15 protein-coding genes and 1 pseudogene are annotated in these 17695 nt (G+C 35.1%); all 16 read right to left on the bottom strand.

Translation table 11 applies throughout. The features are described 5' to 3' along the window. Positions 1-8: 8 nt before the first annotated feature. The 16 genes and pseudogenes from LJD34_RS00155 to LJD34_RS16685 all read right to left on the bottom strand — a co-directional run bounded on the left by LJD34_RS00155 (position 9) and on the right by LJD34_RS16685 (position 15910). Positions 9-1789: pseudogene (locus LJD34_RS00155) on the bottom strand (VirD4-like conjugal transfer protein, CD1115 family). After that, entirely contained in the window at positions 1776-1970 is a 195-nt protein-coding gene (locus LJD34_RS00150) for a hypothetical protein (RefSeq protein WP_227358870.1), read from the bottom strand. The pseudogene LJD34_RS00155 and the gene LJD34_RS00150 overlap by 14 nt, the downstream one beginning before the upstream one ends. Before the next feature lie 3 nt (positions 1971-1973). Beyond that, a complete protein-coding gene (locus LJD34_RS00145; RefSeq protein ID WP_227358869.1) occupies positions 1974-2873 on the bottom strand; it encodes a hypothetical protein in 900 nt (299 codons plus the stop codon). Positions 2874-2876: 3 nt separating this feature from the next. Next, entirely contained in the window at positions 2877-3611 is a 735-nt protein-coding gene (locus LJD34_RS00140) for a PcfB family protein (RefSeq protein WP_227358868.1), read from the bottom strand. Between the two features lie 35 nt (positions 3612-3646). Continuing rightward, positions 3647-5002, bottom strand: a complete 1356-nt coding sequence (locus LJD34_RS00135) for a relaxase/mobilization nuclease domain-containing protein (protein WP_227358867.1) — start codon at positions 5000-5002, stop codon at positions 3647-3649. Then, the gene (locus tag LJD34_RS00130; RefSeq protein ID WP_227358866.1) at positions 5002-5349 is read right to left on the bottom strand and encodes a plasmid mobilization protein; all 348 of its coding nucleotides are present in this window, start codon (positions 5347-5349) and stop codon (positions 5002-5004) included. Before LJD34_RS00130 ends, LJD34_RS00135 begins: the two co-directional genes overlap by 1 nt. A 53-nt stretch (positions 5350-5402) precedes the next feature. Continuing rightward, on the bottom strand, positions 5403-5825 hold the full coding sequence (locus LJD34_RS00125) for a hypothetical protein (RefSeq protein ID WP_227358865.1): 423 nt from the start codon (positions 5823-5825) through the stop codon (positions 5403-5405). Positions 5826-6012: 187 nt separating this feature from the next. Further along, positions 6013-6210: a DpnD/PcfM family protein gene (locus LJD34_RS00120; protein ID WP_227358864.1), complete on the bottom strand. Its 198-nt coding sequence runs from the start codon at positions 6208-6210 to the stop codon at positions 6013-6015. Beyond that, positions 6210-6419: a hypothetical protein gene (locus tag LJD34_RS00115; protein WP_227358949.1), complete on the bottom strand. Its 210-nt coding sequence runs from the start codon at positions 6417-6419 to the stop codon at positions 6210-6212. The genes LJD34_RS00120 and LJD34_RS00115 overlap by 1 nt, the downstream gene beginning before the upstream one ends. A 69-nt stretch (positions 6420-6488) precedes the next feature. Then, on the bottom strand, positions 6489-7136 hold the full coding sequence (locus LJD34_RS00110) for a PBECR4 domain-containing protein (protein WP_227358863.1): 648 nt from the start codon (positions 7134-7136) through the stop codon (positions 6489-6491). A gap of 452 nt (positions 7137-7588) precedes the next feature. After that, positions 7589-8029: a hypothetical protein gene (locus LJD34_RS00105; protein ID WP_227358862.1), complete on the bottom strand. Its 441-nt coding sequence runs from the start codon at positions 8027-8029 to the stop codon at positions 7589-7591. A gap of 27 nt (positions 8030-8056) precedes the next feature. Continuing rightward, a complete protein-coding gene (locus LJD34_RS00100; protein ID WP_264474757.1) occupies positions 8057-8581 on the bottom strand; it encodes a toprim domain-containing protein in 525 nt (174 codons plus the stop codon). A gap of 53 nt (positions 8582-8634) precedes the next feature. After that, positions 8635-9009 carry a hypothetical protein gene (locus tag LJD34_RS00095; protein ID WP_227358861.1) on the bottom strand — a complete coding sequence of 125 codons (375 nt, stop codon included), beginning with the start codon at positions 9007-9009 and terminating at the stop codon, positions 8635-8637. Positions 9010-9060: 51 nt separating this feature from the next. Beyond that, positions 9061-10881, bottom strand: a complete 1821-nt coding sequence (locus LJD34_RS00090; protein ID WP_318532705.1) for a helicase-related protein — start codon at positions 10879-10881, stop codon at positions 9061-9063. Further along, positions 10878-12692: a reverse transcriptase domain-containing protein gene (locus LJD34_RS00085; protein WP_118233022.1), complete on the bottom strand. Its 1815-nt coding sequence runs from the start codon at positions 12690-12692 to the stop codon at positions 10878-10880. Before LJD34_RS00085 ends, LJD34_RS00090 begins: the two co-directional genes overlap by 4 nt. Before the next feature lie 575 nt (positions 12693-13267). Continuing rightward, positions 13268-15910, bottom strand: coding sequence for a DEAD/DEAH box helicase family protein (locus LJD34_RS16685; RefSeq protein ID WP_412531078.1), 2643 nt, complete (start codon positions 15908-15910; stop codon positions 13268-13270). Between the last annotated feature and the right edge of the window lie 1785 nt (positions 15911-17695).

Here is a 17695-nt window from a genome sequence, read left to right as displayed (position 1 = left end):
TTTCAATTCTAAGATGACTCTTTAGCCATCAGCTCATGAAAATATTCATCAATATCTTCATCACTTAAAAGTTCATAATCACTGTCACTTAATAAAATATTTTGCCAGTCATCAATCATATGCCTTGCTTTTCCATGAACATATGACTTAGCTTTTCCATCTTTTGTTTCATGGATATGGGGGTGTTTAAGAATATCATACTTTTTATCAAATATTGGTCTTTCTCCTCTAATAAAAAGCAGTGCATAATCATTATCCAATAATCTGACCTCATCAGCAGTCAATAGTTCCCTTCCAGCCTGCTGGTAATTTGTTGAATAGCTGCCACTTCTTCCTGATGATTTACCAAAAGTATTTGTATCTAGAGTCTCCTTACCAAGATACTCTGACATAAACTTATGTGTTGACTGTTCATTGCCTCCAAGATAGTAAAGTGTATCATTGTTCCCTACAATAGATTCCCATGAATCCTTATAAAGAGCTTTGATTTGTGCTAAATTCTGCAAAATGATAGATACAAAGATTTGTCTTGAACGCATCGTTGAAAGAAGCTTATCAAACTCATCTGGTAAGGCAACGTTGGCAAACTCGTCCATCAGAAAATGAACAGGTACAGGCAATTCTCCATCATGGACAATGTCTGCACTGTAATAAAGCATTTGGAACAGCTGTGTATACAGCATACCGACTATAAAGTTAAAGGTACTGTCATTATCTGGTATGACACAAAATATTGCTGTTTTTCTTTCACCAACTTGCTCAAGCTCCAGTTCATCAGTTGCAGTTAATCCTGCTATGCTTTCAAGATTAAAAGCAGCAAGACGTACACCAACAGAAATAAGAATTGATTTTGCTGTCTTGCCAGCTGCCTGCTTATAAATTTTATACTGCTTTACTGCAAGACTTTCTGGATTTCTTAATTCAAGTCGTTCAAATAATTCATCAAGTGGTGATTGATAATCTTCATCATCTTCTCTTACGTCAGCAGCTGCTATCATTTCCATGACCATTGTAAAGTTTTGTTCCTCCTGAGGTGCTTCATGAAGAAGATATAGACATAAAGCCTCAAGAAGTGCAGTCTCTGACTTTTCCCAAAAGGGTCATTTGTTTGACTGCCTTTTGGTGTTGTATTTCTGATTAAATTTGTAATTAATTTTAGGACATCCTTGTCATCCTTGATATAGGCAAAAGGATTATAGCAATGCGATTTGGTCATATTGATTAAATCAATGATTTTGATAACATAGCCATTCTTTTCAAGCAGATATCCAGTATCACGCAAAATTTCTCCTTTAGGATCTAAAATCACAAAACTTGTATTACATTGCATGACATTGGGTTTGACATAAAACCTTGTCTTGCCTGCACCACTTCCACCAATAACAAGTGTATTGAGATTTCTGCGATGTTTCTTGCCATCAAGACCTATACGAACATTTTGTGATAACAGCTTATTTTGTAAATAATCCTTATCCGCATATTTCTTATTGACCTGATAAGTCTTTGCCCACTTTGCTGAACCATATTCCTCACTATGACGATAGTTCTTTTTGTTGGATAAATAAATTCCTATCCCACATATATAGATGACAATAAACAGCCCAATCGTTCTTAAACTTTCATCACACCATTGAATAGAAAAAGGATTATTCACTGCTTCACTCAACTGAGCAACTGCAACAAACAATCCTTCATACATATAGGGAGCAATCATTAAGGCAAGCCATATAACTGGTATAAAGCCTAAGACAAACAAAACAATATTTTCAATATGATTATCTTTCTTCATAGGCTATTCTTCCTTTAACTGGTGAAGCACATGCAGCCTTGCCAATGATAGTTTCAATAAAATCATAATTCTTATTCTGACGAATTTGATGATTTCTTAACTCTGTTAATGCATTGATGATAATTCTTCTTTCAATATCAGTAACTTTAATAACAACAACAGGTTCTTTATGATATGACATAAATTATCTCATCTCCCTGCTAGGCTGTGATGTTTCTAATGACTGCTGATGTGTCTTGTAAATCCCTCTTTCAATGCGACTGTAGACATCATTGGATAAATCCTTGATGTTGGTTAATTCCTCTTTGACTTTTCTAGCATCCATGCCAGAGAAATACTGACTCACTTCATTAGCAAATTCCATATTGCTAACCTTAACACCTAATTTTGAACACAAGATATAGGCAGAACTTTCAACAATAAAATGATCTCGCTGACGGTCAAAGTTAGTATACTGCTGATCGAACTCAGCATAACAGAACTCTCTAATCATTCCTTCTACTAATTCATTTTCCGAAAGATGACTGCGATAAAAGATTGTTTTCTCTGCTGGTGAATATAAAACACTGTGATGACTTACAAATGCATCATCATTAAATAAATGAACTGGAGCATTATAAGTCAATCCAGTAAAAATATTTTCTGTAGACATAAACGGCTGATTGACCTTAATCATGCTGTTGATTTGCGAAACATCAAAGACATACTTTACTGCATAGTTTGTACCTACACTGCCATCAGGTCTTTCGTATTCTCCCTGCGGTTCAAGTATCTGAATACCCTTTTCACCTTTTTTGATATAATGCTTATCCTTACGCCAATGCTCACTATCCTTAAGCATCATTGCATCAGGCTTTTGTGCCATGACCAGCAATGTATTTGCTACTGTATAATCTAATTGAGCAAGCATTGATAGATAGTGAATATAAGATGATGGTTCACTAATCACCTTCATTGCCTGCACTTCGGACATTTCATATAATGAATTTTTTTGCTGCTTAATTTTTTCGATAAATTCCTCTTTGGGAAGTCGCTGAGGACTTTCCTTTTTTGTTTGATTTAATATTGAATAGATATCACTCATATTTTATCGCTCCTTTTTACGTTTTTTCTTTTTTGGTCTTTGATGATTTTGTGATTGTGCTTGCTTGACAGTTTGCTTTTTTCTTTCCTTGATTTCATTTAATTCCTTGCGAACAGAAGGACGTTTAGTAGTAGTGGGAACTGTTCCCTCTAAAATAGGCTCGAACTGATTCTCGTCCTTCTTCTTCGTTCGAGCTAAAGTCGGGTTTTCTCTATTTGACTTTTCATCTTTCATTGAATCCATTAATGAAGCCACAAGACGATCATGTTCATCTTCATTCAATACTGGAACATCATTTAACTGTTGAGACTGCTTAGCCAGTACAGAATCTCTAATCGCTTTTGTATCAACTGTTGCAAGTTCAAACTTATCAACAATACGACTGATCTTGCTTGCATCCTCTGCACGAACCATAATATCAACAATGCCATCAGTATTGTTTTTTTCCTTTAGAATTGAATAAAGTACCCCATAACGTTTTGCCTCATTGCAGAATGTTTTGAGGTCTTCATGCCTAATCGCAAAAACCTTTAACTCTCTGCCTGACTTGAGCATTGACTGTAATCGAGTTTTCCCCTTCACTTTCTTTTTATCGGTTAGTATCGCATACAATGTGACTGCTAAAGATTTGGATGCCATGCCACCAACTTTAAGTGCAACATTAGCAGCAACTTCTATACCCTGAAGTGTCATCCTTACTGCCTGATCTGCGGTTTCTCCACCTGTTGCCATTTTCATCACCCCCCCTTTCCTTATCAAAAAATAATGACTCATCATATTGACTTTGATTGTCTGCTTAGATGCTTATCATCTTTTGCTTGTACCATTTCCTCTTTATGAATTTTTTCAAGCTTATCTTTCATGACAGTTGAACGTTTCTTTATATCACCATAAAGCCTCACCTCCTTTCTAAGTTCCTTGATTTCATTTGATAAGGTTTCGATATCCTGCTGAAGCATTGTTTTTGTTTCAAGCTTGCGGCATCGCTTTACCTTGTTGTAAAGACATCTTCTTTCCTTAACTAAATTTTCCATCTTTGCATTCACTTCATTTTCCCTTTGTTCAAGTTCCTCTAAGGTATTGATTTGTTGTTTGCCAAGCAGTGTTGCTTCTCTTGTAATCTTATCCATATAGCGAAGATCCTCCTTTAACAAAAAATGCACCTTACTAAGTGCATGATTACGGATAATTCCCATTCGATACATATAATGAAAATATAATGCCTTGATTCCTTTTAATTTCTTTTGCTTTTTAAAGTGACCATGGAAATAAAATGTTTTTTTCTTTACATGAGTAGGACCATCTACAAATATTGTATTACTTAGAATTCTTTCCTTGATTCCATCCTCACTGTAATCCTCATCTTTAGATAAATTATGAAGTCTAAAAAATCTTGGAGCACCTGGTGGCTTGACAGCAATGTGCTTAACGTTAGTCTTGACTTCATAATCCATCTCTTTAAGATTTCTAACAAATTGTGTAAAAGTCCTGCTGTTACGAATTGCACGATCAACATCATCTTTGATAAGCGTTCTTCTTGTAGGAATACGCTGTTTTTCAGCAAGCCACTCTGAATAGTGCTTTGCTTTCTTCGGATGCCTGATAACACTCAACGCATATTCCTTGCATAGTTCATCTGACAATCTTCTAAACCTGTCATAATCAATATGCTTATTTAAAAATCTTTTATGCGTTGTCCATGAAACTGAATTGACAACGAAATGATTATGAAAGTGTTTTTTATCAAGATGTGTTGTCACCAATACTTCAAAATCATCTCCCCACATTCTTTTGGCAAGCTCTACTCCAATCGCATGTGCTGTTTCTGCTGTCACCTCACCTGGACTAAATGACTGATAACAATGAAACGCTAGAACACCTTCTTCCTTTTGAGCAGCTTTTTTTGTACTGACCATCTGCTGTAAAACATTATCTGGGGAACAGTTGACACCACTGACATAAAACTGCTTTTCTGTTTTTAAATCATCTGATGCATATTCAATCACATTTTCCAAACCTTTAAACTGATAATCATTTAAATCCTTATTTTCTGTTTTATCAGGATTTGAAACATATTCAAGAACACGTTTTAAGTTATCGTTAACTGCCCATATTTTTGTTGTTGCCATTATGATTCCTCCAATGGTCTTGACTGGTTTATGCTTTCCATGATTTTTAAAATCTCCTGTTGAAGTTTTTCTGATTCATGTTTATATTTCATGACATCAATAGATGATGTCTTATAAGCAATGACAGCTATCTGGTTAAGATTGTTGCCAATCATTCTTAACTGTTTAATGACCTCAACAAGTTCATCAGTTGGTTTGTTGGCTGGTACAACTTTATTGATAAGTGACCTCAAATATTCCTCTCGTGAAAGCCCAGTCATATTGACCAAATTATTTAGTTTTTCTAATTCAAGTTGTGTTAATCGAATTTTAATTTCTTTTGTTCTATTTATTTTTTTCTTTATCATCATCTTTCCTTTCAAAAAAAGTCCTATGTTTTTTTGAACATAAGACTGGTTTACTAATCTTCAATATCTTCATAGGGTTCTAAACCCATTTCTTCCCATGTCACACCATAAGGTTCTCCACCACTTGTATAACCTGCAATATAATAAAATGTATCATCCTGATCCATGTTGATTAATGATTGAGTTTGTGCTTCAAGCTTTTTTCTCTTTTTATTTCGCTTTCTATTAATCAGGGATTGCTGATGTGCCTTAACTGCTTTTTTCTCTTTTGCAATTTGTTCTTTGGTTAGCTTAACACCTAAGCGTTGCAATTCATCAACTGCCTTCAATCTATCTACTGCAAACTTTTTACGATAGCATTTAACAATATCCTTATTTTCATCATCAGTAAAATGAGCAAGCCACTTTTCTGCCTGTGGTTTCCTCTCTAAAAAACTCATTCCTTTTTTAGCCTGCTTCCCCTTATTCTTTTTCATAAATCACAACACCTCTTTATATAACATTTATAGCATGGATACATCAAAATAACAACTTTCACTTTTGAGGGTCTTAGGGATTTTCCCTAACATGCTGACTTTGGGGACAAAAGTCCTTGCTTGCTACAAATACAGACATAAAGATAGTCTTTCATAATTTAAATATAAAAGATACCAATCAAAAAAATTAACGTGATGGTCTATCTTTCTTTTTTACTTTTTCCAATACACAAAATTCAGTATTTGTATGATGACTATAATCAAGAACAATGTCTTCATTATAATATTTCGATTTTAATTTTTCCAAAGCTTCTTCTTCACTTTTAGCTTCAATTTCTTCTTGATACTGTAATGTTTCAGTAACTTCCACTTTGTATTTTGCCATTATTTTTCACCTTGACCTTTCGTATTTATAAAAAAAGAATCAGCATTTTGTTCTAATTTTTCATACTGATTCTTGAGATTATTAAGTTCTTTTAGACGTGAATTAATAACTGTTAATTCATCATCCAATTGACTACGTTTATCTAGTTTTAATTGTTTTTGTTGTTCCAGTTTTTGTATTTCTTTTATGATTTTCTTAATCAAATACACCACTCTCCTATAAAAAAACAGTTCCTTTTTTTATAAAGTAACTGCTTAAAATATCATTTTATATAATAGTTATTTCAAATTATGCTCATCATATTCTTTTAAAATATTAACTGAAATCACTTCATCAAATTTAGTATAAATATTTTTCAAATATTCATAATCCTTTATATAAACAAGTTGTTCATATTTATCTTCTGATCTTTTTTCTCTTGAAAAAATTGCAATAATATTTTTCTTTTCATCTGCATTTGTTTGATTGTTATTTCTCAAACTTCTTGCATGAAAATCATCACCTATAAAAGCTACAACCATTTTATCTTCAGGACTTTCTATTGCAATTGGAAAATCTCTAGTATGCGTATGCAAATTAACCAAGACAAGATTAGTATCAGCATTTGCATAAATGATCTTGTTTATCTTTTTTATTCTTATAATCTTTTTACGGATTGTTCCAAAATCATAATGCTGTTCAGTCTTTATATTTTCTTCAGTTAATGTACCCAGTGCACAATGATTATAAAAATCTAAATCACTAAACACATTACGAACACCAGCAAGATGAGCAAAATCTTCCTTGTGAAAACAAACAACAACTGAATCTCCATCTTCTGTTATAACCAAAAACTCATTAGGTACAAGATATTTTTTGTATAATCTTGCCCCACTAATAACATCATTTTTTATTCTTTTTTTACTGGATTGATTCAAGTTATGCATTTTTATTTTCCCCTTATAAACAAAAAACAGGTCAACATGACCTGCTAATACTATCAAATTAAAAACAGGTTTTATCCTGGTCGCCAGGCTCGTATATTCTTCAATATACACTCGGACGAGATTATTTTTAAGACTATCTCTTGTCTACAGTATTGTTTCCTTACTGCTAGGCTCGTATATTCTTCAATATACACTCGGACAAGGTTATTTTTAATTCTACCTTTTGAATTCGACTTTTTACGGTGCCTGTTCACCGAGAATGTTACCATTCTTAATGTATAATATGCTATTGTATACATTATTATACATAATAATTATTACCATTTTTTTGAGATAAATTCTTTCTTTATCTTCACTTAGATTATACAATAAATTGCTAAAAATTCAAGTTTTCTTATTGATTTTTTTATTATTTTTTCGTCTTTATTTGTCTTTAAACTAATTTAATTGTTCTAAAAATATTTTCGAATACTCTTATAATTTTTAACCCATTCGTCATCATTTCTTAGTAGCTTCATGTCTAAAAAATCATCATCATGACTAAGATAATCCATAATAACATGCCATCCCATTGGATATTCTATAAAATCTTTTAAAAGCATATTCATATCCTTTTTAAAATGATTAACCAATAAATCCAGATCATCTTCTTCATTAAACTTATAGTAATCACATGTAAATTCCTTATGACAGGCTTCATTAAATTTAAGCTGAATATTTCCATCAGCATAAATATTAATCTTAAAATCACACTGATAGCGATGAATCCAAAAATAAATACTTTGTCCTTTCACTTCCATTTTATAACTGATACTGCGATTAAATACAACTTGTTTTTGAATATATTTCAAAACTTCATTAACTATTTTTCTTTTTAATTCTTTTCTTTCCATATTGTTTTCCTTTTTTTTATAATTCAATTATCTTGTAATGATTTGATGACTTAATACTTTTCTTGCAAGCACATCATTTATGTCCTTGCAATGTTTTGGTCTGCAGTCTTGAATCTCATATCTGTCTGCCAAATGATATTTAATTTTCTCACTTGTTTCTAGTCCTGCACGATCATTGTCCAGATGTAAAACCAATACCTTGATATGGGGATGTTTCATTAAAAACCATTCCAAAGCAACAGGTATTTCACTATGACTTATATCATTTCCTATTAATGAAGCACCATCAATAGCAAGATAATTATCCTTATTCCACTCTTGATTTTTCATCTTCTGCATTGTCTGAAACGACATTAAATCAATTGGACTTTCAAAAATATGAACAACATCGCTGAATGAATTTTCTAATCTAAAGCTGTATCTTTTATCACTTCCAGAAAGATTACGACGCTCATACCCTGTGATAGAACGCTTAGATGCAAAGCATGGCTTATGATCATCATTACACCCTACAAAGATAATTGCATGATCATATTGTGCTTCATAAAGCATATCTCTTTGAAAATAATAAGTTATAATTTCCTTATCAATATGACGCTTATTTGTTAAATAATCATATATCTTAAGTGGAAAAGAACTTTTTGGAGGTAGTTTAAACTCTGATTTATCATAAAAGATTTTGTGTATTTCTTTGATGACTGGCTTTTCTTTAGTGATGCATTCATCAACAAGCAGTGCAGCTTTAAGAAGCTCAAGCCCTCCACTTTAATAAGGTAATCCAATGCTGTTCGTCCTCCAATATTTTTTACCCACCATGTCCAAAGACCATTTCTTATTGTTAGGCTGGAGTGTGTTTTTGTACCATAAGTATCCCTTCCATATTTAACAAGTTCATTAGGTTCATAGTTATATAGATAAGTCAGCAGATCTATCTTTTTTACTTCAGCAAGTTCTTCTGGTGTTAAATATTTCTTTTTCATTTGTGTTCCTCCATAAAAAAAGCTGGTATTCTTTTATTGAATATCAGCCTTCTATCTTGTATGTGATATATTTTTTGTTTTTACTTCATTGTTTATTTCTTCTTCAGATAGCTCGACATCCGGTTCATTTTGAGCACCAATATCAAGTTCCTTATTTAATTTAGATAGCTTATTGGTAGCTTCAATATATTCATCTTCTTTTGCAAATGGCTTAAGGATTTCCTCCTTTGCATTTTCAAACTGCTGTTTCATTTCTTCAAGAAGCTGTTTTTCTACTGTTAGCTTTTTATCAAGACCATCAATAACATTATCAATTCTTTTGATATTTCCAAATACATCCTGACCAAGCTCAACAGTATGATTCAACTTGTTTTTTAAATACAGCTTATGATAATGCTGGAAACTGTCATAGACCATGCTCATTTCAAAACCACGATAATGACCTAGATAAAACAAATCTTCTGATTTATTTTGCTGACACGCAAGCAGGATTGCCTGACCTGCTTTTTCTTTTTCATTATAGGTTATATCCTTGATAGTCATTGTAAATTCTTCAGGTGTTATCCTTGCTTGAACATCTTCTTCAAGACCAGTTATTCTAAATTGAATGCGACTGATTTGCTGTGGATAGTATTCAGCAACCTTGTCCTCCAGTTCATATTTCTGGCTAAGATAGTTTTCTCTAGCAAGTCTTAATTTTTTAACCTGCTCATCTAAATTCATCTTTTCCATGACTCGTGGATCACCACTTGCAATAGATTTAACCATTGCATAATTCATGCACGCCTCATCAATATCCTCTGCACTTCGTACTGGTGATTTGCTTGTCATAATCTGTGAAATGAATTTTTGTTTATTCTCCACAAGCTGATACAAATAGGCATCAAACGTTCCCTTTGTTACATAACGATAGATATAAACATCACTGTTTTCATTACCCTGCCTGATAATTCTTCCACCACGCTGTTCCAAATCCGAAGGACGCCATGGACAGTCAAGGTCATGAGAAGCAACAAGCTTAGTCTGTACATTGGTTCCTGCTCCCATCTTGGAAGTTGAACCAATAAGTATCCTTACCTTTCCATCTCTAACCTTTGCAAACAGTTCTTTCTTTTGAATGTCACTATTGGCATTATGAATAAAGGCAATCTCTTTTTCATTGATCCCCCTTTGCAGTAACTTTTCCTTGATATCATCATAGACATTAAAGACTCCACTTTTTGGTGTTGACATATCGCAAAAGATTAACTGAGTTGATTTTCGAGTACTGGTTTCATGATAAATACGCATGACATTATCAATGCAGGCATTGACCTTACTGCCATCATAGTCATCTAAGGTATTGTCAATAAGTCGCTGTTCTAAAGCTAATTTTCTACCATCATTTGTAACTTTCAGCATGTTATCTTCTGTAGGATCAACATGGCCATCACGAATAGATTCAGCTCTTTTTGCTAAGGTATTGACCATTTCTTTTTGTTCAGGACTTGCTTCAACTGCTACAGTTTCATAGTGAGCATTGGGTACTGGCAGATTCAGCATATCTGATGTTTTTATATCAGCAACTTCCTTAAACATTGCAATCAGCTCAGGAAGATTATAAAAACGGGCAAATCTTGTTTTCATACGATATCCTGTACCTTCTGGAGAAAGTTCAATTGCTGAAACAGTTTCACCAAAAGTACTTGCCCAGCTGTCGAAGTTCTGCAGGTTTTGTTTTTGCAGCAGATTAAACTGCAGATATCTTTGCATCGTATACATCTCATAAGGTAGGAAACGCCACGCCATACTTCCTTTCGTCAGCGGTTTTGGCGTAACCCCCTCCAGAACCGTGCTTACACCTCTCGATGTACACGGCTCGCCATCTTTCATAGTTTAAGTGATTTTAACTTTGCTTCTTCGTAGCATTTCGGGCAGAGAGCCAATGACTTCCGCCTTTTCTGTAACATCAGTTCATCAAATTCATTATCAGCGTTCAAATCTTTTAAGCGTTTTACATGGTGCATATACACTTTTACGGGGCTTGCTCCGCACATCTCGCATTGTCCGCTTTTCAAGCGTCCTGCAAGACTATTCGGTTTTATCTGCCCTCTGTATTTCGGCATAATGTCTACAAATTCAGGTGCGATATTGTTATTACGCCTAAATCCTTCATTGTAAAACTCACACCGCTTTGTTCCACTCTTAGTTTTGTAGTCTGCGCCGAAGTCGCCCTTTACACTACGGTATTTCTTATACATCTTCATAACAGAAGAATTATATTTTGCCGCCAACGTCTTTAGACAGCTTCCACGCATGATAGAATGAAATTTCCCCAGATTGCATACATTGATTGCTAACCTGTAATAATTGTACAATCCTCTGATTTCAGAATTATATTTACTGATGATTGCCACATCGTCTAATGGCATAAGCGCTCCTCTGTGGAGCGGCTTCCAAATCTCTTTGCCGTTTTCGTCTTTTTTGATTTTAAACGCACCGTGTTCGTGTAGTTTCGCAATCCATTTTTCTTTCGGCATATATAACTGCACTTTTCCATACCACACCCGTTGCAGACCTTTTTTCGTCCGCTTTGTGTCCTGACTTCTTGATATTCTTATGTCGTATCCAAGATACCGCACCTTTTCAGAAGAATGGGTAACGTGAGTTTTCTCCTCCGACATTGTGAGATTTAGCTTGTCTTTTAGAAATATCCTTACCTGTTCCTTGATATTTTCGGCGTCCTGCTTTGAACCTGTTATTGAAATCAGGAAATCGTCAGCGTAACGGTTATATTGAAGCCTTTTGTAATTCTCATCCATCTCGTCTAAATGCGGTGTGGACAACATCACTTTCCTTGCTTCTTTAAATGCTGCCAAGTTTGCTTCTGTGCGCTCTATTTTCAGATTTTTCTGCGCTTTCCGATATGCCCAGCGTACCTTATCGTGGTCTTTGTGGACTTTACGGCTTCTTGTATCGCCTTTGTCAAAACTGTTTTTCATCTTTGCCATGAACTCATCAAGTTCATTCAGATAGATGTTAGCAAGTATCGGACTGACACCGGAGCCTTGTGGACTGCCGGAATACGTTTCATGGTATGTCCACTGTTCCATATATCCTGCCCTTAGAAATTTCCACATCAGCGATATGAACGCTTCATCTTTTATGCGCTTTCTCAAAAGCTGTATTGTGATATGGTGGTCGAAGCTGTCAAAACAAGCTTTAATATCTCCCTCTATTATCCACTTTGCGCCAGTAAACAGTGTTACGATTTCTTTTAACGCTGTGTGGCAGCTTCTTTTCGGTCTAAAACCATGTGAATTATCAGAAAATGTCGGCTCATAAATCGCTCCAAGTATCATACGGACAACTTCCTGTAACAGTTTATCGTCCGTTGACGGAATCCCCAATGGGCGTTTTTTACTGCTGTTTTTCTTCGCAATATAAACACGCCTTGCTGGGTTCGGCTGGTATGAGTGGTCTCTCAGCTTCTCAATGAGCTTTTCAATGCGTTCCATGCTCATACCGTCAAGAGTGAGTCCGTCTGCTCCTGCCGTCATGCTCCCCTGAGAGGTCGCAATATTCTGGTATGCAAGCAGATAGAACTCTGGATTGTACAGGTTACGGTATAATCTCTCGTACCTGTACTCTTTGTTTTTTGCTTTTTCACTTAAACTTTTCAATACATTTTCGGGACTTCTCATAATGCCTCACGCACCTTTCCTTATTATTTGTATTGAAGAAAGACTGTCTCCCTTCGCCATGTGGACGGCTTTCCCGTCCTCGGACTACTACGGAGACTCTGTTACCATAGTAAATATTCAGAGTCACTTTTCTCATAGCACTCATAGCCGATTTTCGGCGTTTTACCTTAGGCAATCCCCGTTTAGAACTGTAATAACATGAGCCTGCTATGATTTCGGATGTGACGTTCGCCGTTTTCCATTATCCTATGGCTGATTTACTCTGGGTATCTTGCGGATACGCATGGCCGACTCATATCCACCAGAGTACATGCGAATATAACTTCCTTACGCACGGAGCAACATTTTGCCCAATCTCCGACTGTCATTCAGGCAGTTTAGCTTTCATCCTTATTCATAACTTTTCGCCACTATCACGCAAACACTTTGGAAGTTTCCATGTTCCGTGTCCTCCGACATGCTACACTCCCCGTCGGGTTTCCCCTTTCGGATAAGTCGGGTGACGATAGGGTGCGGATTATTCCGCTTTGATACCTTGCCCTATTACTTGCTCAAGGTAAGATTATTACAGCCCCTTACGGGCGCACTGTCATCGAATTACTGATAGGTGTTCCAGTTGCAAAGACAATCCCCTTGCCATTGGTAATCTCATCAAGATATCGACATTTCATGAACATATCACTTGATTTTTGAGCTTCAGTTGCTGCTAGACCTGAAACATTACGCATCTTGGTAAAGAGAAACAGGTTCTTATAATAATGTGCCTCATCGACAAAAAGATGATCGACTCCTAATTCCTCAAAGGTAATCAAATCATCTTTTCTATCAGTTTTATTGAGTTTTTCCAGTCTTGTTTTCAAATTCTTTTTTGTCTTTTCCAATTGCTTAATTGTAAAGTTAGCACCATTTGATGCCTTTAAATCCTGTATTCCTTTTGTTATTGTTTCAATCTCATCAGTTATCGTTTTTGCCTGTCTTTCAATTGACATCGGTATTTTTTCAAACTGACTATGACCAACAATAACAGCATCAAAGTCACCAGTGGCAATACGAGAAAACAGTCTTTTTCTTCTGTCTTTTTGAAAGTCACGCTTAGAGGCAACAAGAATATTGGCACTTGGATAAAGTTGAAGAAATTCCGTTCCCCACTGCTCCACAAGATGATTCGGAACAACAAACATGCTTTTTTGAGCGAGTCCCAGTCTTTTCAGTTCCATGCAAGCTGCTACCATCGAAAACGTTTTGCCAGCCCCCACTACGTGTGCAAGCAGAACATTGTTTCCATATAAAACATGTGCGACAGCATCCTTTTGATGTGATCTCAGATTAATCTCTGGATTCATCCCAGGAAATGTAAGATGCTCTCCATGATATTCACGAGGGCGAATAGAATTGAATTGACTGTTATAAACCTCAACCAATCTTTTTCTTCTTGAAGGGTCATTCCATATCCAGTTTTGAAAGGCTTCCTTGATGGCATCCTGCTTTTGCTGGGCAATCATCGTTTCCTTTTTATTTAGAATCGCTTCTTTTTTTCCATCATCATTGTATTCATAATCATAGATCTTTGTCTGTCTTAAATTAAGGCAATCCTCAATCAATCGATAGGCATTGGTACGATAGGTTCCAAAAGTTTTTTCCGCTTTGATATTTCCTCTTTCAAAGGTCTTGCCACTAACATTCCAGTTTCCAGTATGCTCAGAATAGGTAATTTCTATATACCTCTTAGAAAAAACTGACGTTCCAAGCAGTTCATACATAAAATCATTGTATATATCAACTGGCACCCATGTTGCTCCTATTCTCACTTCAATTTCAGTTGCACTAAGTTCCTTAGGCAATGCTCGTGTCAATGCCTCAACATGCTCCTCATAGTTGGAATCAAGTTCAGCGGCCAGCTTTGCTTCAGATAGTTTTTCTCGTATGTTCCCACTTAAATATTCATCTGCAGTTACATAGACTTCCTGATTTTTATCTAGAACATTGGGCAATTTATAGATAAAGGTATGCAGTTCATCAATAATATTTTCTTTTGGCTGGTGATACAGTTCACTCATGTAATCAAGGTCGACTTTTCCTTTTTCAGCCAAAGAAATCATTAATGCCTCGTTTGCATTTTCTGCATGATGAACTTCTACTTTTTTGCGTATTGTTCTTTTAAAGAACATATCAGCTTTTGATTCCAGCTTTCCATCTTCATCAATATTTTCCAAAGAAGATAATAAATAAAAGGAACTGTCCTCTCTAAAAACCTGCTTATTTCCTCTTGAATTAATAAGTCCATAGTTTTGGATAAATTCGTCATAGATTTGGTTTAACTTAACCTGTTCCTGCCTGATATCATCATCAGGGTAATCTTCACTTTGAAGTTCGATCAAGTGTCTTACAGACTCTCTAATGGCGATTAAACCTAATACCCTATTCCTTGCTGTTGAAGATAATTCTACCTTGTTCATCATGCTGTTGATTCGATAATAGATATCTCCATCAACAACGCTATAGCTGTAGTTTCTTACCAAAGGGTCAGCAGGAATGCTGTCTATTTCCTCTTTAGCATCTATAGTTTCATCAACGATATAATCATCAATAGTTCCACTAATGTGACTGACTGTCTCATCTAATGATTCCTTTAATGAACGATCTTCAAAAGGAACAACTGTGATATCCTCTCTGCCATGCATAGCCTTGCATTTTTCAATTGTTCCTAAAACCATTTCAGGATGATCTATAAAATACTGATTGATAATATTGCCATCTTCATCGATTCCAGTTGAAATCCAATGCTCATCATTAACAATTGGTCTTTCCCTTTTCTTGAGGACAATGATATCACTCACAACTTCAGTACCTGCACTTTCCTTGAATGCAGTATTTGGAAGTCTGATTGCCCCTAACAGTTCAGCACGTTCATTGATGTATTTTCTAACCGTACTTGTCCTTTTGTCCATCGTATAACGAGATGTGATGAAAACAATCAATCCGCCTGGTCTGACCTTATCTATCGTCTTTGCGAAGAAATAATCATGAATATTGAAATTGAGCTTATCGTATCGTTTATCCAGTACCTTGAACTGACCAAATGGCACGTTGCCAATCGCTACATCAAAGAAACTATCAGAAAGATTTGTATTTTCATATCCCTCAACTGTTATATTCACTTTTTGATATAACTGCCTCGCAATTCTTCCTGTAATGGAGTCAAGTTCAACACCGTACATATGCGACTCATTCATGCTTTCTGGAACTCTCCCAAAAAAGTTACCAATGCCACAGCTTGGCTCTAGAATATTGCCATAATGGAAGTCAAGATGATTAAGTATCTGATAGACTGCATCAATGACAACTGGTGATGTATAGAATGATGATAATGTTGATTCTCTTGCAGCTGCATATTCTTCATCATTGAGAAGATTTTTTAATTCATGATATTCATTTGACCAGTTTGATTTATTCTCATCAAAGACATCAGCAAGTCCACCCCAGCCAACATACTTTGCAAGAACTTCCTGTTCCTCTTTTGTTGCATAATGCTTATCCTTTTCCAACAAAAAAAGCAGCCTGATAGCTGCAATGTTATTTCTATATCTTTCTTTTGTTGTACCAGCACCTAAATTATCATCATTGATAACATAGTTTGTTTTATTAACTGGTTGAACTGGCTTTGGTATCGGCTGTTTAATTGAGGAAAGATAAGATAGATTACTGTAATCAAGCTCACTAATCAACTGTGGCTTTCCATCTTCATAGACAATGGCTTCATTCAATAGAAAATCATATATTTCCTTATCCGCCCATACATTATCCCCATCCTTAGCAACAATAAAATCCCTATCCGTATCCCATTCTAATTTAATATCTTCAATACGCAATGCCGACAGTACATTCTCAACTGTCCTGATTTCAGTTTCAGAACGATAGTCATCAGACAGGTGAATATCATTTTCCTCACAATATTTTATAACTTCTTTTAAAGGCATCTGATGTCCATAATAAAACTGGTTGCCCTTATCTATATCAATATCGTAAATACCATCGTGAAGCTCATTTTGATAATACTGCTCATTGGCAAGATAATAATGCTTATCTAAAATATTTTGTAGCCATCTTTTTGCATAATCATCCATCTGTTCCTGTACAAGTTTAGTTCCTAATAACGATTCTTCTCTGATATCCATTGTGAGATTTAAATCACTGTTTTCATAATAGACAGGCTTTAATATTCGCTCATTATCATTGACTGTAAATTCCATCATCGGTGAATCCATTTCCAGTTCACCAAAAGGCTGTACATGAAACATCTTAATTAAATTAGGTTCATCATCATGTCTGGTGATAATTAGTGAATGGTCACGTTCTCCTGCCTTCATCAGCATGTAACAGCTTTTCCCCTGAATGATGTGAGGTGCAATTTTATTCAGCTGATCATAAAGTGAATGATAACTATTTGCATCTTCATTTAAATTATCTTGACTGTAATCCTGATAAACATTATCAATGATTTCATCAATAAGCTGTTCTCTAAAAGTCATATCTTCCATGTAGGCAAGATACAGTTCTCGATTGGCATCATTATGAGATGATACATAAGCAAGAAGCTCTGAATGAATCAAGTCACTTGCTTCATCAACATCGGTATCTCTATCTCTCAAGGCATCATAAGCAGGACTTGATTGAATGTATTTTAAAATATCTGAATAATTTTCCTTTAACAGCAAATCATTGTTTTTTTCTAAAGCATTGTGATTCTCTTGACTGTTTTCCTCTACCTCAATGACATCACGCAACAGCTTATCATTAAGGGCACTTTCCTTAAGAACATCTAAAAATTCAATTTTGGTAAATGTTTTTGAAAACAGCGGAAAATTCTTATCAGAAACATAGATTTCGTTATCACTTATATCTATGATGGTATATTCATCAATGCCTAAATAAAAATCATCACCAGCCTTATAGAAATATTCCTTCTTGATATGAGCGTCAACAGTGGCTTGATTTTCTTCAGC

This window comes from Faecalibacillus sp. MSK20_93 (assembly GCF_020589945.1).
In the GTDB taxonomy this organism is placed as follows: Bacteria; Bacillota_I; Bacilli_A; order Erysipelotrichales; family Coprobacillaceae; genus Faecalibacillus; species Faecalibacillus intestinalis.
This window is presented reverse-complemented; position numbering and strand designations above follow the sequence as displayed.